This is a genomic window from Amycolatopsis arida, from assembly GCF_900115565.1.
Classification (GTDB): Bacteria; Actinomycetota; Actinomycetes; order Mycobacteriales; family Pseudonocardiaceae; genus Yuhushiella; species Yuhushiella arida.
In genome coordinates, this window is the sequence record NZ_FOWW01000001.1 from 911,773 (window position 1) to 931,596 (window position 19,824).

The 19,824-nt window shown below is 72.5% G+C and carries 24 protein-coding genes; 13 read left to right on the forward strand and 11 right to left on the reverse strand.

The genetic code is table 11. The features are described 5' to 3' along the window. Positions 1–58 precede the first annotated feature (58 nt). On the reverse strand, positions 59–574 hold the full coding sequence (locus BM051_RS04280) for a hypothetical protein (protein ID WP_134046160.1): 516 nt from the start codon (positions 572–574) through the stop codon (positions 59–61). 159 nt (positions 575–733) lie between these two features. On the opposite strand from BM051_RS04280, the gene BM051_RS04285 reads away from it, so the two are divergent. Next, positions 734–1,165 (forward strand): VOC family protein, encoded by a 432-nt coding sequence (locus BM051_RS04285; RefSeq protein WP_092528114.1) that lies wholly within the window; start codon positions 734–736, stop codon positions 1,163–1,165. A gap of 84 nt (positions 1,166–1,249) precedes the next feature. Further along, positions 1,250–1,552: a DUF3040 domain-containing protein gene (locus BM051_RS04290; protein WP_092528117.1), complete on the forward strand. Its 303-nt coding sequence runs from the start codon at positions 1,250–1,252 to the stop codon at positions 1,550–1,552. A 258-nt stretch (positions 1,553–1,810) separates the two neighbouring features. Here the strand turns inward: BM051_RS04290 and BM051_RS04295 are convergent, their stop codons facing one another. Both BM051_RS04295 and BM051_RS04300 read right to left on the reverse strand, forming a co-directional pair. Next, entirely contained in the window at positions 1,811–2,020 is a 210-nt protein-coding gene (locus tag BM051_RS04295) for a hypothetical protein (protein WP_134046162.1), read from the reverse strand. After that, positions 2,017–2,247, reverse strand: a complete 231-nt coding sequence (locus BM051_RS04300) for a hypothetical protein (RefSeq protein ID WP_092528124.1) — start codon at positions 2,245–2,247, stop codon at positions 2,017–2,019. Before BM051_RS04300 ends, BM051_RS04295 begins: the two co-directional genes overlap by 4 nt. Positions 2,248–2,429: 182 nt before the next feature. On the opposite strand from BM051_RS04300, the gene BM051_RS04305 reads away from it, so the two are divergent. The 7 genes from BM051_RS04305 (at position 2,430) to BM051_RS04335 (ending at position 7,673) form a co-directional block, all read left to right on the forward strand. After that, positions 2,430–2,633, forward strand: coding sequence for a hypothetical protein (locus BM051_RS04305; RefSeq protein ID WP_092528127.1), 204 nt, complete (start codon positions 2,430–2,432; stop codon positions 2,631–2,633). Between the two features lie 4 nt (positions 2,634–2,637). After that, a complete protein-coding gene (locus tag BM051_RS04310) occupies positions 2,638–3,159 on the forward strand; it encodes a DUF6879 family protein (protein WP_177216883.1) in 522 nt (173 codons plus the stop codon). Next, positions 3,156–3,992 carry a helix-turn-helix domain-containing protein gene (locus tag BM051_RS04315; RefSeq protein ID WP_134046164.1) on the forward strand — a complete coding sequence of 279 codons (837 nt, stop codon included), beginning with the start codon at positions 3,156–3,158 and terminating at the stop codon, positions 3,990–3,992. Before BM051_RS04310 ends, BM051_RS04315 begins: the two co-directional genes overlap by 4 nt. 118 nt (positions 3,993–4,110) lie before the next feature. Continuing rightward, positions 4,111–5,079, forward strand: a complete 969-nt coding sequence (locus BM051_RS04320) for an ABC transporter substrate-binding protein (RefSeq protein ID WP_092528132.1) — start codon at positions 4,111–4,113, stop codon at positions 5,077–5,079. Between the two features lie 14 nt (positions 5,080–5,093). Beyond that, complete coding sequence (locus BM051_RS04325; protein WP_177216884.1) at positions 5,094–5,918, forward strand: ABC transporter permease; 825 nt, start codon at positions 5,094–5,096, stop codon at positions 5,916–5,918. Then, positions 5,915–6,778 carry an ABC transporter permease gene (locus tag BM051_RS04330; RefSeq protein ID WP_092528136.1) on the forward strand — a complete coding sequence of 288 codons (864 nt, stop codon included), beginning with the start codon at positions 5,915–5,917 and terminating at the stop codon, positions 6,776–6,778. The genes BM051_RS04325 and BM051_RS04330 overlap by 4 nt, the downstream gene beginning before the upstream one ends. A 16-nt stretch (positions 6,779–6,794) precedes the next feature. Next, positions 6,795–7,673: an ABC transporter ATP-binding protein gene (locus tag BM051_RS04335; RefSeq protein WP_092528138.1), complete on the forward strand. Its 879-nt coding sequence runs from the start codon at positions 6,795–6,797 to the stop codon at positions 7,671–7,673. On the opposite strand, the gene BM051_RS04340 is transcribed toward BM051_RS04335, so the two are convergent. Then, on the reverse strand, positions 7,642–8,514 hold the full coding sequence (locus BM051_RS04340; RefSeq protein WP_092528139.1) for an alpha/beta fold hydrolase: 873 nt from the start codon (positions 8,512–8,514) through the stop codon (positions 7,642–7,644). The two genes, BM051_RS04335 and BM051_RS04340, sit on opposite strands and share 32 nt — an antisense overlap. A 69-nt stretch (positions 8,515–8,583) precedes the next feature. Here BM051_RS04340 and BM051_RS04345 point away from each other — a divergent pair, with 69 nt between their 5' ends. After that, positions 8,584–9,255, forward strand: a complete 672-nt coding sequence (locus BM051_RS04345) for a TetR/AcrR family transcriptional regulator (protein WP_092528141.1) — start codon at positions 8,584–8,586, stop codon at positions 9,253–9,255. A gap of 218 nt (positions 9,256–9,473) precedes the next feature. Here BM051_RS04345 and BM051_RS04350 read toward each other — a convergent pair whose 3' ends face one another. Beyond that, the gene (locus tag BM051_RS04350) at positions 9,474–10,706 is read right to left on the reverse strand and encodes an FAD-dependent oxidoreductase (protein WP_243859543.1); all 1,233 of its coding nucleotides are present in this window, start codon (positions 10,704–10,706) and stop codon (positions 9,474–9,476) included. A 134-nt stretch (positions 10,707–10,840) separates the two neighbouring features. Between BM051_RS04350 and BM051_RS04355 the strand changes: the two genes are divergently transcribed. Continuing rightward, complete coding sequence (locus BM051_RS04355; protein WP_092528145.1) at positions 10,841–11,443, forward strand: TetR/AcrR family transcriptional regulator; 603 nt, start codon at positions 10,841–10,843, stop codon at positions 11,441–11,443. Positions 11,444–11,638: 195 nt separating this feature from the next. Next, complete coding sequence (lexA, locus tag BM051_RS04360; RefSeq protein ID WP_092528147.1) at positions 11,639–12,301, forward strand: transcriptional repressor LexA; 663 nt, start codon at positions 11,639–11,641, stop codon at positions 12,299–12,301. Positions 12,302–12,439: 138 nt separating this feature from the next. Here the strand turns inward: lexA and BM051_RS04365 are convergent, their stop codons facing one another. The 5 genes from BM051_RS04365 to BM051_RS04385 form a co-directional block, all read right to left on the reverse strand. Beyond that, positions 12,440–14,014 carry an FAD-dependent oxidoreductase gene (locus BM051_RS04365; protein ID WP_092528149.1) on the reverse strand — a complete coding sequence of 525 codons (1,575 nt, stop codon included), beginning with the start codon at positions 14,012–14,014 and terminating at the stop codon, positions 12,440–12,442. Positions 14,015–14,024: 10 nt separating this feature from the next. Continuing rightward, positions 14,025–14,855: a carbohydrate ABC transporter permease gene (locus BM051_RS04370; RefSeq protein ID WP_092528151.1), complete on the reverse strand. Its 831-nt coding sequence runs from the start codon at positions 14,853–14,855 to the stop codon at positions 14,025–14,027. Next, complete coding sequence (locus tag BM051_RS04375; RefSeq protein ID WP_092528153.1) at positions 14,848–15,804, reverse strand: carbohydrate ABC transporter permease; 957 nt, start codon at positions 15,802–15,804, stop codon at positions 14,848–14,850. Before BM051_RS04375 ends, BM051_RS04370 begins: the two co-directional genes overlap by 8 nt. 4 nt (positions 15,805–15,808) lie before the next feature. Then, on the reverse strand, positions 15,809–17,098 hold the full coding sequence (locus tag BM051_RS04380; RefSeq protein ID WP_092528155.1) for an ABC transporter substrate-binding protein: 1,290 nt from the start codon (positions 17,096–17,098) through the stop codon (positions 15,809–15,811). Positions 17,099–17,206: 108 nt separating this feature from the next. Beyond that, positions 17,207–18,247 (reverse strand): LacI family DNA-binding transcriptional regulator, encoded by a 1,041-nt coding sequence (locus tag BM051_RS04385; protein WP_166677721.1) that lies wholly within the window; start codon positions 18,245–18,247, stop codon positions 17,207–17,209. A gap of 134 nt (positions 18,248–18,381) precedes the next feature. Between BM051_RS04385 and BM051_RS04390 the strand changes: the two genes are divergently transcribed. After that, positions 18,382–18,864, forward strand: coding sequence for a hypothetical protein (locus BM051_RS04390; RefSeq protein ID WP_092528159.1), 483 nt, complete (start codon positions 18,382–18,384; stop codon positions 18,862–18,864). Positions 18,865–18,925: 61 nt separating this feature from the next. Here BM051_RS04390 and BM051_RS04395 read toward each other — a convergent pair whose 3' ends face one another. Next, positions 18,926–19,753: an SAM-dependent methyltransferase gene (locus tag BM051_RS04395; RefSeq protein ID WP_092528161.1), complete on the reverse strand. Its 828-nt coding sequence runs from the start codon at positions 19,751–19,753 to the stop codon at positions 18,926–18,928. Positions 19,754–19,824: the final 71 nt, after the last annotated feature.

A 19,824-nucleotide genomic window follows, 5' to 3' on the forward strand; every position in this document is an offset into this window, starting at 1 on the left:
AGGCGCACCCGCTTCTCGGCTGGCGCGATGCGCTCGAGCAGCCGGAGGAGCCCGCGCCTCAGCCGGAGCTGTAGCCGCTTCCGTACCTCTGGTTGTACTCGCGTTGCGCCCGGCGCTGCGGGGTGTCGGGGCGCTCGACCGGCCACGGCGCCCGCGACTGGGCCTCGTCGATCCGGCCCCAGATCTCCAGCCACACCGGCTCGTGCTCCTCGCCGACCGCCTGGAACGCGGCATCGCAGCGGTGCAGTGCCTCGGTTGCGACCGCCGTCGCGGAGTCGAGCTCACGGACGAGCTCCTCCGCGGCCTTGCGCAACGCGGTCAGCACGGCGTGCTGGGTGTTGATCCAGCGCCGCTTCTCCGCGGGTGTGCTCCGGACGGCGATACCGTTCGGGCAGGTCTCCTCCGCGGGATGCGTGCCGCGGTACCGGTCCGCCACGGCGCGGACGCCGGGAGCGCGGCCGTGGTCGAGGAGGAACATGTGGAAGTACGGGTTGGGGGTGTCCGGCGGGACCACCCCGCGTTCCCGGTATCGGCCGAGGTCGACCTCGAAGGTGTACGGCGAGACCACTGTCACGGGCACTCCTGACGTCGCCGGCCCAGCCTAATCGGGTGCCACGATCGAGAGCGACCGCCGAGGGGGGCATCCTTCCGATCGGCCGCCACCTCGTCACCCCCGTACCTGTCGTAATGTTGACATCACGACAAAGCGGCGTCGTTGCAGGAGGGCAGGCCCATGCGCGTTCCCGACTCCCCGATCCCGCGGTTCCACCTCGCCGTGCCGGTCGACGACCTCGCCGCCGCGCGGCACTTCTACGGCGAGGTCCTGGGTCTGGCGCGGGGCCGCAGCGCGGACACCTGGGTGGACTGGAACCTGCGCGGCCACCAGTTCGTCACCCACCTGGTGCCGGACCGGCCGCGAGCGGTCCACAACCCGGTCGACGGCCACCACGTCCCGGTGCCGCACTTCGGCCTGATCCTGACGATCCCGGAGTTCCACGAACTGGCCGACCGGCTGCGTGCGGCTGGCACCGAGTTCGTCATCGAGCCCTACGTGCGCTTCGCGGGGCAGCCCGGCGAGCAGTGGACGATGTTCCTGCTCGACCCGGCCGGCAACGCGCTGGAGTTCAAGGCGTTCGCCGACGACGGCCAGGTCTTCGCCGGCTGACCCCGCGCTGCGCTCCGCCCGTTTCGCACCGGCCGACCCGGGTAGCCCTCGGGGCAGCGGCAGCGACGACATCAGGGCGGGCCCATGGTCCTCGACCGCGAGCACCGGCAGTTACGGGGCATCGAGCGTGGGCTGGAACGCGCCGACCCGCGGCTCGCCGAGCGGCTGGGTGACGGCACGGTGTCCTGGGCCGCCCGGGACCATCCCGTCCTGGCCGCCGGCCTCGACCTCGCCGGCGGGCTCCTCGTGGTGGCCGCACTGCTGACCGACGTCGTGCTGGTCGGCATCGCCTGCGTGGTCCTCATGGTGGCCGCCTGCATGCACTGCACCCACCACGGTCGCGCCCACGCCCGCCGACGCGAGCGACCCCGGCCGAGCACCGAATGACCCGACCGCGACGCCAGCGGGCGAGACCGTCGCCACGCGGACGGCGCGGATGAGGGCGAGACGGGTCAGCTCGCTCGTAGCCGGTCGATCAGCGCTCGTGGTCTTCCTCAGCGGTGGGAGTGGAGTGGCCCCGGCGCCACATCGCCGGCCGCTCGTGGCGCCGGGGCCGCTGCCGGGAGTTCCGTACCCGGCAGCACTCGGCCGGCGTGGGGTCTCGGGAGTGCCCGGGCCGGGCTGACGCTCACGCCGGCCGAGGGATCAGGGAGACCGGACATCGGCCCGGCCGGTGTCGTCCTCGCTGTAGAGGTAGCGGCAGGTGATGCAGATGGGCGGGTCGACCATTCGAGCGTCGTAGGCGTTGGGCCAGACCAGGAAGCCGCACCCGGTGAGCATCGCGCCGCCGTCGCGCTCCTCCACGAGGACGTGACGCTGTTGCGCCGCCACTCGCCAGCGCGGTGGCGACTTCATCGTGGGCACGCTTCGCACTCCGCACACGGCCGCCGCGCCGAGCGAGCGTCCTCGGTGGCAGCGGTGTGCGCGATGCCGCAGCGGGTGTGCACCACCGCCCCGTCGCGGTTCTGGTGCGACCACGCGATCACGTGCCGTCGGCCGTCGAACGCGTAGTACCGCGGGCCGGCCGGCTCCCGGTCGTCCACGACCTCGCTGTCACCGCGCTGATCGACGTGGAAGCTCACTGCCCTCGCCTCCGTCGTTTCACCACTGCCCGTCACCCTCCTACCGTGAAGCAACAAACTCGATACAAACAAGAAAAATCAGAAAACCAAGCCAGGATTCGCTCGTTTGGAGGACAACAGGACGCCATGCGCTGGTCTTCAATGGGCAATAGGAGCAACATCTACGCGAGAGAAGGGCCCTGATGAAGCTCACCCACATCGCCACCAAGTCTGGAAAGACTGGCTGCCCCTCGGCGTTCACCACGGACCGCGGCACCTACGTCATCCAGGGGTGGCGCGTCACCGACCCGGAAGCCCTCGCCGAGCTGCAGCGTCGGGGGTTGCCCGACCACGAAACCGCGGTCGAGATCCCGGCCGCGCTCGTCCAGCACCTCACCACGGCCTGATCCAATGCAGCTGACACCGCGAGCCGACTTCGAAGCCCTGTTCGACACCTTCACCGAGTCCGCCTGGCGATTGGAGTGCCAGGGCGTCTACCGCGAGCCCGAGGAGGCCGAGCCGCTACGGCGGTTCCTCGCCGGCGAGCCGGACGACCTCGCGTGGTACGCCGACTGGCCGGAGTGGGTTCGCGGTGCCAGAGCATCCGGCCGCACCATCGGCCGCGTCCGGGTGCTCACCGAACCCCTCACCGACTATCTCCGTTTCGAGCTCGGCCGGCTCACCCCGCCGGCCGTCGACGCCGGCGAGGACATCCGGCTCCTGGCGCCGGACGAGTTCGACGCGCTCGGCCTGCCGCGCGAGGACTTCTGGATCTTCGACGACGCCCAGGTCGCCGTGCTCCACTTCGGTGACCACGGGGTCTCTGGCGTCGAGCTGATCACCGAACCAGGTAGGGTCGCCGAGTTCCTCGAGCGGAAGCGGCGCGCGTCGGCCGGCGCCGTCCCCTACCACCAGTGGGCCGGGAGAGCGTGAGCGACTTCGAGAAACTCCGCATGGAGTACGCCGACGAGTTGCGTCGCCGGCGCGAGCGGGCCGGGCTGACCGGACGTGACTTCGCCGACCTCCTCGGCTGGACGAACTCGAAGGTCAGCAAGATCGAACGCGGCCGGCAAACGCCCACCGACTCCGACGTGGTCGACTGGCTCGAAGCGCTCGACACGCCCGACGACGAGATCGCGGAGATGCGTGACCGGCTCCGCGAACTCCGCGTCCGGCAGCTGTCGTGGCGTCGCCAGCTCCGCGAAGGCCATCGCAGCCGGCAGGAACAAGACGCGCTCGACGAGCAGGCCGCGACCACCATCCGGGCGGTGGAGGCCGCCGCCGTGCCCGGCCTGCTCCAGACCCCGGACTACGCCCGGCACATCTTCCGGACGCAGTCCGGGCTCCTCGGCGTCGCCGACGACATCGACGACGCCGTGCGCGCCCGGATGCAGCGGCAGAGCGTTCTCTACGCGGCCGGCAAGACCATCGAGATCCTGATGGCCGAGACGGCGCTCCACAACATCTCCTGCCCGGCCGATGTGATGGTCGGACAGCTCGACCGGCTCACCGCGGCCGTCGGCCTGCCCGGCGTCCGGTTCGGCATCCTGCCGATGGGCACCGAGCTGCCGCACGTGCTCTGGCACGGCTACTGGGTCGTCGACGACGTGGTGTTCGTCGAGACGATCACCGACGAGTTACGCATCCGCGATCCCGAACAGGTCGCTATCTACAACACCCTGACCGACCGGCTCTGGTCCGCGGCCGTCGAAGGCGAGGCGGCCCGGTCTCTGCTGGCGAGGGTCGCCGACCAGCTCCGCGGCTGACCACGAACCGGCCTCGGGTGTGTACTCACGCTTCCACTGAGTGGAAGGGACACGTTGACCGGCGCTGTGTCGCTGCTTACGTTCCACCGACACCGACCGGCCGACAGCAGGAGCCCCGATGACACGACCCCTCAGGTCCCCCAGGTCCCTCAGGGTGCTGGCCGTGGGCGCGGCACTCGCGCTGACCGCCGGGTGCGGTTCCGCCGGAACCGGAGGCCAGGACGGCACCGGCACGGTCAGGGTCGGCGTCATCCCCATCGTCGACGTCGCGCCGATCTACCTCGGCAAGGAGCAGGGGTTCTTCGCCGACCGCGGCATCGAGCTCGCCCTGGAGAGCGGGCAGGGCGGCGCGGCCATCGTTCCCGGTGTCGTGAGTGGACAGTTTCAGTTCGGTTTCTCCAACGTGACCTCGTTGCTGCTGGCCCGATCGAAGGGCCTCCCGCTGAAGGTGGTCGCCGCGGGCAACAGCACCACCGGTGACGCCGAGAAGGACTTCGGCGCGGTCGTCGTGCCAGCGGACAGCGACATCACCGACGCCGCCGGGCTCGCCGGCCGGACCGTCGCGGTGAACACCGCGAACAACATCGGCGACACCACCATCCGGGAGGTGGTTCGGCAGGCGGGCGGCGACCCGACCACGATCAAGTTCGTCGAGCTGCCCTTCCCCGACATGCCGGCGGCGGTGCAGCAGCACCGGGTCGACGCCGCCTGGGTGGTGGAGCCGTTCCTGACCGTCACCACCCGGCAGGGGGCCCGCCCCGTCGCCGCCAACTTCGCCGGAACGGACCCGGAGCTGATGGTCGCCGCCTACTTCACCTCGCAGCAGCTCATCGACTCCGACCCCGACCTCGTCCAGCGGTTCACCGAGGCGATGAACGAGTCGCTGCGCTACGCGCGGGACCACCCGGACGAGGCCCGCCGCATCCTGGGCACCTACACCCAGATCGACGCCGAGACCGCCGCGTCGCTCACGCTGCCGCGCTGGCCCACCGAGATCAACGTCGCCTCGATCCAGCGACTGGCCGACCTCGCGGTCAGGGACGGCCTGATCACCAAAGAGCCGAACGTGCGGGACCTGCTGCGGTGACACCAGGAACACCGGTGACACCGGGAACACCGGGGTCACCGGCGACCCCTCCCGGCGCCACCCGGCGCGAGGTGCCGGGCGTCGTGCTGGGCGCGGCCGGTCTCGCCGGCCTGGCCGCCCTCCTCGAGGTGGTGCCCCGCGCCGGTCTCGTCGACGCGCGGTTCCTGCCGCCGTTCAGCCACATGGCCGCCGCGCTCGGCGACCAGCTCGGGTCGGCCGCGTTCTGGCCGGCGCTCACCGCGACACTGCGCGGCTGGTCGACCGGGCTGGCGATCGCGATGGTCGCCGGCGTCACCCTCGGCATCGTGATCGGCAGCGTGCCCGTGCTGCGGGCCGCCACCAGTTCCACCATCGAGTTCCTCCGGCCGATCCCGTCGGTGGCGCTGATCCCGCTCGCGGTGCTGCTGTTCGGCACCGACCCGCGCTCCACCCTGATCCTCGTCGTCTACGCCAGCTTCTGGCAGGTCCTGGTGCAGGTGCTGCACGGCGTCGCCGACGTCGACCCGGTGGCCCGCGACACCGCGCGCTCCTACCGGTTCTCCCCGTGGACCCAGGTCCGCACGGTGGTCTGGCCCACCGCGCTGCCCTACGTCATGACGGGCTTCCGGCTGGCCGCGGCCGTGGCGCTGATCCTGGAGATCACCGGGGAGCTCGTCATCGGCAGCCCCGGCCTTGGCAAGTCGATCGCGGTCGCGCAGTCCTCCGGCGCGGTCGCGGCGATGTACGCGCTGGTGATCGTCACCGGGCTCATCGGCGTCGCCGTCAACCTGCTCGTGCGGGCCACCGAACGGCGCGTGCTGCGCTGGCATCCCTCCGTCCGCGGGGAGGTCACGGCGTGAAGCGAGCTCCCGAGCGAACCCTCGAGCACAGCACCCCCGGCAACGGCGCCGACAAGCGCCGGCGAGGAGGGGGCGAGACCGTCCTCGGGTGGGCCAGGCGACTCCTGCTCGTCGCCGGGTTGCCGGCCGTCCTCGTCGCCGCGTGGTGGGTGGCCACCGCGGGCGGCGGCAGCTTCTACTGGCCGCCGCTGCCCACGATCCTCGGCGTGTTCGGCGAGACGTGGTTCGAGAGCAGGATGGTCGACGACGTGCTGCCGAGCCTGCTGCGGCTGGGGGTGGGCTACGCGCTGGCGCTCGTGGTCGGCATCGCCGCCGGGGCGGGCATCGGGTCCTCCCGCACGCTGCGCGCGGTCGTGGAGCCCGTGCTCGAGTTCTTCCGGGCCATCCCGCCCCCGGTGCTGGTGCCGGTGCTGATCCTGTTCGCCGGCATCGGCGACGGCATGAAGGTGCTGGTGATCGTCTCCGGCGCCGTGTGGCCGATCCTGCTGAACACCGTCGAGGGCGTCCGGTCGATCGACGAGGTGCTCCGGGACACGGCACGCTGTTACCGGTTCCGGCGCCGGACCCGGCTGGCGCAGCTGGTGCTGCGCGGCGCGAGCCCGCGGATCGTCACCGGCGCCCGCCAGTCGCTGTCCATTGCCATCATCCTCATGGTGATCGGGGAGATGTTCGCGGCGAGCAACGGCCTCGGCTACAGCATCGTCCAGTTCCAGCGCGGCTTCGCGATCCCGCAGATGTGGAGCGGGATCATCCTGCTCGGCCTCATCGGTGTCGCGCTGTCGCTGGCCTTCCGCATCGTCGAGTCCCGAGTCCTGTCGTGGCACCGTGGGCTGCGCGAGGCGCAGCGCTCCGGCAGGTGACGTGGAGAGGATCCGCATGACCGTCCCCGAGACATCGTCCCGCGCACTGCGCGCCGGCCAGGACACCCCGCTGCTGGAGGTCCGCGGGCTGCGGAAGGTGTACCGCGGCGACCAGCGCTCCGTGGAGGCGATCCGCGACCTGACCTTCGACGTCGCCGGTGGTGAGCTGGTGTGCCTGGTGGGCCCGTCCGGCTGCGGCAAGACCACGCTGCTTCGCTGCGTCTCCGGCCTGCTGCCGGCGACGGCCGGCGAGGTCGTGCTGGAGGGCCGGCCGGTGACCTCGCCCCCGCCCGGGATGGCGGTGGTGTTCCAGGAGTACGGGCGCAGCCTGTTCCCCTGGCTGACGGTGTGGCGCAACGTCGAGCTGCCGCTGAAGGAGAAGAAGGTGCCCCGCGCCGAGCGGCACCGGCTGGTCGCCGACGCGCTGGCCGCCGTCGGGCTCACCGAGGCCCGCGACGCCCACCCCTGGCAGCTCTCCGGCGGGATGCAGCAACGCGTCGCGATCGCCCGCGCCGTCGCCTACGAGCCGCGGATGCTGCTCATGGACGAGCCGTTCGCCGCCGTGGACGCCCAGACCAGGGCCGACCTCGAGGACCTCGTGCGCGCGCTGTGGCGGCGGCTCGGGGTCACCGTCCTGTTCGTCACCCACGACATCGACGAGTCGGTCTACCTGGGGCAGCGCGTGCTCGTGCTGTCCAACTCCCCCACCGTCGTCCTCAGCGAGGTCGCCGTCGACCTTCCGGACGAGCGCGACCAGCTCGGCACCCGCTCGCTGCCCCGGTTCACCGAGCTGCGCGCGCAGGTCTACGCGCGGGTGCAGCAGGCCAAGAGCGGCGCCCGCCCGGAGACGCGATCCGCCGGCGTCACGGCGTCGCCTTCCGAGCTCGCCGAGTGACCTGGGCGCGGTCGCTCGGTGGGACGAACCGTGCGATCTCGTTCGCCAGCAGGCGCGGCTGGTCGTGGCACACGAAGGTGTAGCTGTCGGGGACCTCGACCAGCCGGGCGTCGGGGAACGTCGCGGCCCACCGTTCGGCGTGCGCGAAGGGGAAGTACGGGAGCCTGCGCGGCCAGAGCAGGAGCACCGGCTTGTCGAAGGTCCGCAGCCGTTCGGCGGCCGCGAGCGTCGCACGCTCGTCGATGGCCGCGAGGAACCGCCTGGTGTCCCGGCGAATACGCCGGTCGCTCACCAGGGGACGCGTCCATTCCGCGGTCACGGCCGCGTCGACCGGGTGCTTGCTCAACCAGTGGAACGCGAACCGGCGCACCCGGGCGAGTCGTAGCGGCTGGACGGCCACCTCGGCCAAGCCGGGCACCCGGGCCAGGATCTGCAGTGGCCGAAGCGAGGGCGGCAGGAAGTTGTCGAACGAGTCGCACGGGGTCAACACGACACGTCCCACCCGGTCGCAGCCCTCCGCCAGCAGCAGCTGGGTGACGGCACCGCCCGTGTCGGTGGCCACGAGCGTGACATCGGCGAGGTCCAGCTCGTCGAGGAACTCCCCGAGCAGCCGCGCCACCCCGCTGGGGCTCAGGTCGGCGGTGGGTCGCATGGGAAGGGCATGCCCGCCGAGCGGGAGATCGGGGCAGACGCGGCGGAACCCCTCGCCGAGGGTGTCGACGACCTCCCGCCACAAGGTCCCGTTCGCGAGAAGACCGTGGACGAACACGATCACCGGTCCGGATCCGCGGTCCCGGTACCGGACCGGACCGGACGACAGCCGAGCGACCCGCACCACCATCACGTCCTTCCGACTTCACCGACCCCGGGTCGGTCAGCGACTCGGGTTCAACGATTATGCTGACGACCTATGACCGAGGTCAAGGGCGGCAGGCGGCAGATGTACGCCGCCCGAACCCGGGCGGACATCCTGGCCGCCGCGACGGACCTGTTCGCGACCCGCGGGTTCGACGGCACCGCGATCAGTGACATCGGCAAGGCGGCACGGGCCAGCAAGGGCACGGTCTACCACCACTTCGCCGACAAGCAGGAGATCTTCGCGGAGGTCTTCACGACCGTGCAGTCGGCCGTCATGCGCACGGCGCTCGACGCGATGGCGGCGGAGGGCGACCCTTGGGCGCGGCTGCACCGTGCGACCAGGGCGTTCCTGCGCGGTTACGTGTCCGACAGCACGGCTCGGTCGATCCTGCGCCAGGCGCTCGGGGTGCTCGGCTGGGACCGGGTCCGCGAGCTCGACGAGGCAACCGCTCTGCCGGTCATCCGCGCGACCCTCGAACGGTTCCTCGCCGACGGCGAGATCCGGCAGGTCCGGGTCGACGCCGCCGCGCAGCTGGTCTTCGATCTGTACTGCAACGCGGTCCTCGTCATCACCGCGGCCGAGGATCCCGACCGCGCGGCGGGCGATGTCGAGACCATCGTCCTGTCCCTGCTCGGCGGTCTGCGGCCAGAAGGCCGGGCCGACCCCGGACCGTGGACCGAACCGGACGAGCCCGAGTCGGGAGCGGTCGGCGCCGGGCGGTGACCGGCAGTCGCTCCAGTCGTGGACCAGCGGGGCGAGCTCGGTCGGCTCCTCGGCGGCGCGGAGCGCCGCACGCGGCGTCCTGTCCCTGCCTCGGGCGGGCCGCGGCGAGCGGGTGCCTACCCGCGGGCGTCACCTCGGTGCGGATCCCCTACGTCCTGTCGGGCGGTCGAGCCGGCCACGGAACCCTTGAGCGGCGGCCGGAGGACTCGCCGCGGAGGTCATCGCTTCGCGGGCCGGTTCGCGCGCTGCACGGAGCGTTGGACCATGCGGCGAATCCCCGGGAGTTGGACGGCCCGGAGCGTCAGGTCACGCATCCAGACGTGGGCCTTGCCAGCTGGGGCGAACTGACTGATCCCCTTGCGGGCCAGTGCCTGCCGTGTGCGGACCTCGGGGCGCAAGCCCGCCTCCCATTCGGTCAACGCCGCGGGGACGGCGTCGCCGTGTTCCTCCACCGCCGCGCCGAGTTGATCGGCCCCGGTGAGCGCGAGCGCCGCGCCGTAGCCGGCGAACAGCGTGACGCACCAGGCCGCGTCGCCGAGCAACACCACCCGGCCCCGGCTCCACCCGTCCATCACGACCTGGCTGACGGAATCGAAGTAGGCGGCGGCGGGGTCGGCCGCGAGCTGGCTGAGCGCGCCGGGCACGGCACCGCCCAGGTCCCCGAAGGCCGCGGTGAGGGCACGCGGTGCTCCCAGCGCCAGTTCGGCCTCCGGATCGGCGCTGCGGTAGGTGAAGAACGCCGAGGACCGCCCCGGGCCCAGGTTGATCACCGCCGCGGTCCGCCCCGGACCGATGAACGTGGCGCTCGCGCCACCCGGCACGTCCTCCGGCACCCGGGCGAGCGGGAACGCCCCCACCATGTGCCGTAGGTCCACCCGGAAGTCCGGCTCGGGACCGAACACGACCCGGCGCACACCGGAGTGCACGCCGTCCGCGCCGACGACGAGGTCGGCCCGCTCGGACGTGCCGTCGCTCAGCGCGACCCGGACCTCGTCGGCGTCCTGGGTGACCGCTCGCACGGTGGTGCCGAAGCGGATCGCGACGACGTTTCGCACCGCTTCGTAGAGCACGGACTCCAGGTCGCCGCGGAACACCGTGAGCGCCCGCGCACCGAGCGCGGCGTGCGCGATCGCGGCCGGAACCGTGAGCTTCCGCCGCCCATCGGTTTTGACCAGGATCGAGGTGAACGACCCGAGATCCCGGGGAGCCAGCGCCGGCAGCAGGCCGAGCCGCTCCGCGGCGTCATAACCCGACCCGAGCAGGTTCACCAGGTAGCCGCCGCCGCGGCGGGCCGGGGCTCGCTCGACCACGAGCACGTCCCACCCCGCCCGGTGCAGCCGAAGTGCGGTGGCCAGACCGGCAATCCCGGCGCCGGCGACGACCACCCGCCTCGCTCGCGCGCCACCGGGCGCGCTGCCCGCGCGCAGTGAACCGTCCTCGACACCCGTCACCGTTCTCTCCATCCCGACGCAGGTATGAACACTTGCTCAAACCAGTATGAGCACATGTCCATACTCCGCCGCAAGTCCCCCGCCCGCGCGACACGCCGACGGAAGCACCTGGTCGGACACCTAGACTGGGGTGCGTGCCCCGAGGCGTTGCCATCCCCGCGATCAGGCAGCAACTGTTCGCCGCCGTCGATGAGGTGATCGTCCGCGTCGGGCCGGGCCGGCTCAGCGGTCGAGCCGTCACCAGCGCGGCCGGGGTCGCGACCGGGCTGCTGTACGCGCACTTCGCCGACCTCGACGACTTCCTGGCCGCCTACGCCGTCGACCGCAGCTTCGTCGTCTCCGCCAGCGCCGCGACCCTGCCGGAACGGGCCGGCAGCGGAACCGTCGCCGGGAACCTGTGCGACACCGTCCACGCGACACCGCTGCCGACCGTCCTGGCGTTGACCAGGCTCCTCGTCTCCCGGCCGGAGCTGGTCGACCGGGTCCGCGCCGTCCTCGGTGACAGGGCGGCCGGCCTCGACGCGATCGAGAGCGCCGCCTCCGAGTACCTCGCCCGCGAGCGACGGCTCGGCCGCGTCACCACCTCCGCCGAGCCCGAGGCACTGGCGACCGCGCTCGTCGGCGTGCTCCACCGCCTCGTCCTCACGGCCGGCACCGAGTCCGACGTCCACGACCGCGTCCGGCGAACGGTCACCGCGCTGGTCGCCGGCGTCACCACCGCGACACCACACCAGTAGGCCCCGCGGCGAACCGAGCACGCGCGCCGGCGGTCAGCGGAGCGAGGAAACGAGCGACACCGCCGCGACGACGACGCCGGCCAGCCTGCGCGATCGCATGGCCCGCGTCTGGCGAACCCACCGGGCGAGGGCACTCCGGCGAACCCGGCGTCCGTGCCGCGGCCAGCCCTACCGCCGCCCGATACGATGCCCCGGATGACCGGCTACGACGACCTCGACGTGTTCGAGTACCTGGACGCCTCGGCCCTGCCCCGACGCCAGCAGCAGATCCTGGTCACGATCCGGGACTGGGTGGTCCGGCACGGGTACCCGCCGAACACCCGGCAGATCGGCGACGCGGTCGGCCTGCGGTCCTCGTCGTCGGTGTCGAAGCACCTGGCGAGCCTGGAGGAGAAGGGGTTCCTGCGGCGCGGCGCCACGGTGTCCCGGCCGATCGACGTGCGGGCGTTCCTCCGGTCGTCCTCGCCACGGGAACACACCGACGGCTCGGTGCCCGTGCCGGTGGTCGGCGACATCGCCGCGGGAAGTCCCATCTCGGCGGACGAGCACGTCGACGACGTGCTGACGTTGCCCCGAGAGATCACCGGCCGCGGCACCGTCTTCGGCCTGCGGGTGCGCGGCGACTCGATGATCGACGCCGCGATCTGCGACGGCGACATCGTCGTGGTGCGGCAGCAGCCCGAGGCCCACTCCGGGCAGATCGTCGCCGCCATGATCGACGGCGAGGCCACCGTCAAGGTGTACCGCCGGCGCCACGGCCACGTCTACCTCGAGCCGCGGAACCCGGACTACGACGTCATCGACGGCGACGGGGCCGTCGTGCTGGGCATCGTCGTCTCGGTGCTCCGCAGCGTCTGACCCCGCCGCTCCCCCGGCGTCACCGCGGCTCGGCGCGGCGGACACGGAGCCCATCGACGGTGGGCATGGGGACGGTGTGCCGCCGGGAGCGGGTGGGCCCCGGCGGGGTGACCGAGGGGGCCGGCCCCGTCGGCCCGCTCAGCGCTGGACGCCGCGGACGTCCTCCGGCCATTCCAGCGGGACCCCGAGCTTGCCCAGCACCGCCTGGAAGTCGGCGAGCAGGTCGGGCCGAGCCCGCACGGCCCGCGGCGGCACGCCGTGATCCAGCGCGAACGCCGCGAGCGCGCCCGCCGCCTCGCCGGTGTTCCACTCCACCGGATGCAGCCGGTAGCACCCGTTGGTGATGTGGGTGACGCCGAGACATTTCCCGCCGGCGACGAGGTTGTCCAGCCGGACCGGCAGCAGCGCGCCGAGCGGGATCTGGAAGGGGTAGCAGGGGATGTCGAGGTAGCCGCGCCCGCCGGTGCTCGGGTGCAGGTCGATCCGGTAGCTGCCGATGCCGACGCTGTCGGTGAACGGCTCGGCCCCCGCGGCCCCCGGCCGGGCCGCCACCCCGACGTGCTGCTCCAGCACGGTGAGCTCGGCGCGGATCCGGCGGCTCTCCCGGACATAGGGGGCGGCGGCCAGCCCGTCGGCGGTGCCGAGCGGCGCACCGGCGGGCCGCAGCCGCGGGTAGCCGGTGCCGCCGTCCGGCCGCGGTGCCTCAGTCTGCAACCAGTACACGAACGACAGCGTCAGCTGCCGGGCCTGCGCCAGCCGCTCCCGGCGCTCGCCGGAACCCACCCCGGTCACCGGCGCGAGCCAGTAGTCGACCTGCGGCCAGTTCACCAGCGTGACGTCCGGCAGCGGCGGGTCGTACAGCCGACCGCTGCGGATCCGGCGGAACCGCCACAGGTCCTGCTCACCGTCCACTCCGAACAGTGGCCGGCGCAGCGGCCGGCCGGTCTCCGGCTCCTGCGTGGCCCAGCCCAGCTGCGGTCCCGGCCAGAACGGCGCCCGGTAGCCACGCCAGAAGTCGTAGTCGCGGGGCCGCTCGACGACGTGCTCGCCGTCCGGGGCCAACTCCAGCGCGACGCACCAGGTGAGCGCCTGCTGGTCGAACGGGTCGGCGGGACCGTCGAGCGCGTGCGGCTCCCCGGTCTCGGCCGCGCTCTCCGCGCCGAGCACGTGCTCGCACCCGGCCAGCGGCAGCAGGTCGCCCTCCTCGGTCGCGTCGACCACCAGCGCCGCGCGCACCGTCACCGGGCCGTCGGGCGTACCGAAGGTGACGGCCTCGACGCGGTCGCCGTCGACGCCGGCCGCGACCGGCTCGTGGTGGTGCCGGACGTCCAGGTTGCCGGACCGCCGCAGCGGCGCGAGCAGGTCGGCCAGCACGTCGCGGATCACCACCGGCTCGGCGCACAGCGCGCTCACCCAGCCCTCGCCCGGGTTCAGGTCCCGGACGGCCCTGGCCCGCTCACTCAGCCGCGGGTCGGCCCGGTAACGGTCCCGCACCCGCGAGCGCAGCAGCCGGTAGGACGCGGTGCTCCCGATGGTCTCCACCCACGGGTTCTCGTCGGGCGGCACGGCCTGCGTGGTCAGCTGGCCGCCGAGCCACCCGGTCGCCTCGGTGAGCACGACCCGGCGGCCGAGCAGGGCCGCGGACAGCGCGGCCGCCACCCCACCGCACCCGCCGCCGACGACCAGAACGTCGCAGTCGAGTCCCGAACGCATTCTCCTCCGTTCACTTGATGCCCGTCTGGGCGAGGCTCTCGGTGATCTGCCGGCGGGCGACGAGGTAGGCGATGAGCAGGGGAACGGTCGAGATGGCCGTGGCCGCCATCTGCACCCCCCAGATGGGATTGCCGCTGGTGTCGGTGAACGCCGTCAGGGCGAGCGGCACGGTGAACAGCTCGCTGCGGTTGACGAACACCAGCGGCTCCAGAAAGGAGTTCCAGCTGTAGAGGAACGCGATGATGCCGATGGTGCCGAGCATCGGGCGGGCCAACGGCAGGACGACGTGCAGCAGGATCCGCGGCCGGCCCATGCCGTCGATCATCGCCGCCTCCTCCAGCTCGACCGGGACCGACTGGATGAACTGGCGCATGAGGAAGATCCCGGTGACGCCGGTCGCGCCGAACACGGGCAGCGTCAGCAGCGGCACGTGCGTGTCGGCAAGCCCGAGGTGCTTCATCAGGGTGAAGTTCGGGATCAGCGTGACCTCGACCGGCAGCATGAGCGCGCTCAGGAACACGAAGAAGATGACGTTGCGGCCGGGGAAGCGCAGTCGGGCGAACGCGTAGCCGGACAGCAGCGACAGCGCGCAGGTGAACAGCGCGACCAGCGTCGCGATGTAGAGGCTGTTGTAGATCTGCCGGCCGAACGGCTGGAAGGTGAAGACCGCGCGGATGTTGTCCCAGGTGATCGCCCGCGGGATCAGCTGCGGCGGTGAGGCGAGCACGTCGCCGGGCAGCTTCAGCGCGCTCGAGATCATCCACAGGAACGGGAACACCAGCGGGACCGACAGGGCCACCAGGAACGCGTACAGCGCCACGCGCGCGAGCGTCCTACTCACCGTGCACCCACCTCCGCCGAGCCCACCACTGCGCGGCCACCAGCAGCAACGTCAGTCCGAACAGGACGACGGCGATCGCGCTCGCGTAGCCAGCCCGGAACAGCTCGAACGCCTGCTCGTACAGGTAGAACGCCAGCACCGAGGTGGCGTGCGAGGGGCCGCCGTGCGTCATCAACTGGATGTAGTCGAACACCTGGAACGAGCCGATGAACGTGATGAGCACGACCACCAGCGTGGTGGGGGCGATCAGCGGCAGCACGACGTGCCGGATCACCCGCCACTCGCTCGCGCCGTCCAACCGCGCCGCCTCGAGGGTCTCCGCCGGGATGTTGCGCAGCGCGGCCAGGAAGATCACCGCCTTGAGCCCGACCGTCTTCAACGCCGCCACCACGATCACCGCCGCCAGCGCCGGCCTCGCCTCGAACAGCCAGTTGGGCCCGGTGATGCCCACCAGCGACAGCAGCTCGTTGACACCGCCGCCCTGGCCCTGCAGCAGGAACCGCCACACCAGCGCCCACGCGGCCTGCGAGGTGACCACGGACAGGAACGCGAGCGTGAGGAACAACCCTGCGCCGGGAGGGCGCCGGTACAGCACGAGCGCCAGTGCCAGCGAGAGCCCGACGTTGATGGCCACCAGCCCGAGCGCGAACACCCCGGTGACCGCCACCGACTGCCAAAACGTGGGGTCCTCGGTGAGCAGCCGCCGGTAGTTGTCCCAGCCCGCGATCTCGGAGCGGCCGGAGCGCAGGTCGGTGTGCGTGAACGACAGCACCACGATCGCCACGAGGGGCACCAGGACGAACAGGGTGAACCCGAGCGCCTGTGGCGTGATGAACAGGTAGCCGGTCAGCGACTCGCGCGGCCGGTGCCGGCGCGGCGCCCGCCGCCCCCGCCCGCTGGGGGCGGGGGCGGCGGCGCCGGGGGCGGGAGCGACCGGTGGGGCGACCATCGCGTCACCCCGCCTGCCGCAACAGCGGGTCGACCGCGTCGCACAGCCTGCGCAGCACGCCGGGCACGTCCGCGGCGGGCGACCACAGCTCGTCGAACAGTGGCTGTGCCGTGGTCTTGATCTCCGGCCAGGCACGCGGGTACTGGAACGTGTGGCCCTCGGTGATGCTCGGCACGAGGATGGTCTCGAACGCCTCCGGCGGCAGGGCGCTGCCGGCGGAGATGCCCTCGGCGTCGGCGAGGACGGACCGACGCGCCGGCGGGTAGAACTGGGCGAGCTCGCGCACGCCCCGCTCGCTGGTGAGGAACCGGAGGAACTCGGTGGCCAGCTCGCGGTTGCGGGCCTGCTCGAACACGACGAGCCCGGCCTGCCCCGTCACGTGCGGCTGCCCACCCGGCCCGCCGGGCAGCGGCGCGACACCCCATTCGAACGTGGCACCGTCCAGTTGCGACAGTCGCGACAGCTGGGTGATGGTCAGTGCCGCGTTGCCCGCGTAGAAGTCGGCCTGCGCGCCCGGCGGCACGGCGGTGCCGTCCACGAAGGCCATGCGGTGCAGCTCGCCGATGGCACGTTCCGCACCCGGGCTGTCCAGAGTGCACTCCTTGCTGGCCGGGTCGTAGAACCCGGCGCCGTGGGCCCGCAGCAGCGGGTCCAGCGTCGGCCACGACACGGACAGCGGCCCGTAGACGCTGCCCTCGTTGCTCTGGAACACGAAGCCGCCGCCCGGCAGGGTCGGTTGCAGCTCGCGGGCGAGCCCGGCGAGCCGCTCCCAGGTCCACTGGCCGCGCGCGGCCAGCTCGGCGGGGTCGGGCAGGCTCGCGCCGGCGAAGAGGTCCTTGTTGTAGATGACGAAGAACGGGCTGGTGGAGAACGGCACCCCGTACACGGCCTCGCCGTCGCGCCAGTTGGTGAAGGCCGCGGGAACGAAGTCGTCGAACCGGTAGCCCTGGTCCGCCCGCAGCGCGGGGCCGACGTCGGCGAGCTGACCGGAGGCGGCCATGCCGACGGCGTCCGGGGCGCCCAGCCAGCCCAGGTCGGGCGGGTCGCCCCCGGCGAGGCGCACCGAGAGCTTGGTGATGTAGTCGGCCTGCGGCACGGACTGGATCCGGACGTCCGCGCCGTCGTGCTCGGCGGCGAAGTCGTCGGCCAGCCGGTCGAGCAGGGCCAGCTGCGCCTCGTTCGACGTCCAGACGGTCATGGTCAGCGTGCCGGCACTCGCCTGGTCACCGACGCCGCAGGCCGCGGTCACGGCGAGCACGGACGCGGCGAGCAGGCAGCGGATACGGGTTCTCATGCGGCCTCTCCGTTGGCTGGCCGCGCTCCTCCCGCCTCCGCTCCTCCCTCGCTGGCGCTCGGTCGATGCTCGGCGGTCGTCGCACGGCGGTGTTGGGGTTGACGGTGTTCACTCCCGGTGTGGGGTTCCTTCGTCCACTGTGGTGTTCTCGGGCGCGGCGAGCGTGCCGCCCTCGTGTGCCGGGCACTCGACGACAACGGTGCCGCCCTCGTCGCCCTCGTCGCCGTCGAGCCTGGCCAGCAGCCGCTCGAGCGCGCGGCGGCCGACCAGCCGGCCGGGGACGCCGTAGCCGGACCAGCCGCCGCGCGCGCCCTCCTCGCCGTCCTCGGGGATCCCGGCGACGGCGACGGACAGCCCGCCGGGCACGCTCGTCGCGCACCGCTCGGCGGCGATCCGCACCTCCTCGGCGTAGCCGGTGCTCTCGGCGACCACGGCCGTGACCCCCGCCCGCCGCAGCTCGCGCACGAACGCCGGGGAGATCGCGCCGGCCGCGGGGAAGCGCGGGGACACGTCGAGCGCACCCGCGCGCAGCCCGGCGAGCCGGTCGGCGGTGGCCGGCAGGTCCGGGTTGGCGCCCACATAGGCGATCCGGCGGTGCCCGAGCGCGGCGAGCCGTCCGGCCAGCGTGCGGCCCGCGCCCGCGTAGTCCGGCGACACGTTCGGCACCTCGCGCCCGTCGTCGAGGAAGCGCCGCCCGATGAAGACGAACGGGTACTCCTCGACGACCAGGTGCTCCAGCTCGGCGGGGATCTCGTCGCGGCCGAGCAGTACCGCGCCGTCGACCAGCCGCAGCTTGTTCTCGCCGCCGGCGTAGATGCTGCGCATCGGTCCGGAGGTGGCCGCGCTGGTGAACAGCAGCAGGTCGTGCCCCGCCTCCTCGGCGGCCTCCTCGATCCCCAGCAGGAACGGGTGGTAGAAGCTGCGCTGGGCGACGCTGAACACCCGCTCGTAGGTGAACACGCCCAGCAGCTGGCTGCGCCCCTTCGCCAGGCGCCGGGCCAGCGGGTCGGCGCGGTAGCCGAGCTCGCGGGCGACGTCGAGCACCCGCTGCCGCGTCTCCTTCGGGATGGACGCCGCCTTGCCCCGCAGGATCAGCGACACGGCGGCCTGGGTCACGCTCGCCCGCCGCGCGATGTCCACCTGCGACACGCGGCGCGGCCTGCCCTGGCCAGTTATGCGCATAACTAAGAGTTGCAAGTGGAGCGGGCTCTCGTCAACCCCGTCTCCCACCCTGGCCGCGCGCCACCATGTTGCGATCGACGCGTGGCGGGGTACCCGCCGGCATGACCGAGTTCCTGAACATCTACCTCAACGACCAGCTCGCGCTCGGTGTGGCGTGGCGGGAGCTGGCCCGGCGATCGGCGCGCAACAACCGCGGTACCGAGCTCGGTGCCGCGCTGGACCGGGTGGCGACCGCGATCGCCGAGGACGTCGACACGTTCCGCCGGATCATGGACCGGCTCGCGGTCCGGACCGATCCGGTCAAGCCGCTCGCCGCGACCGCCGCCGAGCGGCTGGCCCGGCTCAAGCCCAACGGCCGGCTGCGCGGCTACTCGCCGCTCAGCAGGTTTCTCGAGCTGGAGGTGCTGACCATGGGCATCGACGGCAAGAAGCAGCTCTGGACCACCCTGCGCGACCTCGCCGGCCTCGCCTCCCGGCTCCCGGACGTCGACTTCGACGAGCTGATCACCAGGGCCGAGCACCAGCGCACCGAGCTCGAACCGTTCCGCGTCCTGGCCGGGAGGGACGCCTTCGCCGCACGGTGACCGGCGCCGGAGTCAGGCGTCCCGACGAAACGAGTCCACTGTCCAACCGCCGCGGTGCGGCTCACGGTTTCACGGCAACGCCGGCGAGGTAACGGGAGCGGGCCGGCTGCCCGCCCCACCACTCGGGCTCGGCACCGTCCGGGCGCCACTCCACGGTCCACGTCACGCCGGGCTCGACCAGGTCCCAACCCGTGAAGAACTCGGTGAACTCGGCCCGGCTGCGCAGGTGCGCGGGATTGGTGGTCCTGGCGTAGTTCGCCGCGACCGCGCGGGCCTTCTCCTCGTCGATCTCGACGCAGCCGTGCGTCAGCACCAGCACGCTGCCAGGGCACAGCTGGTCCTGGTAGTGGCGCAGCGCCTTCTCCGGCTCCCGCTCCGGCGGCATGAAGTGCAGGATCGCGGTCATCAGCAGGCACACCGGCTCGGTCCCGTCGATCACCCCGGTGGCCAGCACCTGCCGCCACAGCTCGTCGGTGTCGAAGAAGTCCGCGAACACCGCCTTGTGCCGCTCCGGGTCCGCCGTGTCGTCCAGCAGGATCCGCGCGTGGGCGTGCGCGATCTCCTCGTTGTCGACGTAGACCACCCGCGCCCGCGCCTCCGGTGCCACTCGGTCGGCGACCTCGTGCGCCTGCCCCTGGCTCGGCAGCCCCGCGCCGATGTCCACGAACTGCCGCACCCCACGCTCCAGCGCGAACCGCACCGCCCGCCCCACGAACGCCCGGTTCGACCGCATCGCCTCGCGGATGTCCGGCACCATCGCCACCTGCTGCTCGGCGAACCGCCGGTCGATCGCGTAGTTGTGCCTCCCGCCGAGCAGGTAGTCGTACACCCGGGCCGAGCTCGGCTTGTCCACCGCCGCCGCCAGCCCCTCGCGCCCGCCGTCCCGCATCCGACACGCTCCCTCGCTCGTCCGGTGTTCTCGCCCAGTGTGCCCTGCCCGACCCGCTCGGTGAACGGGTC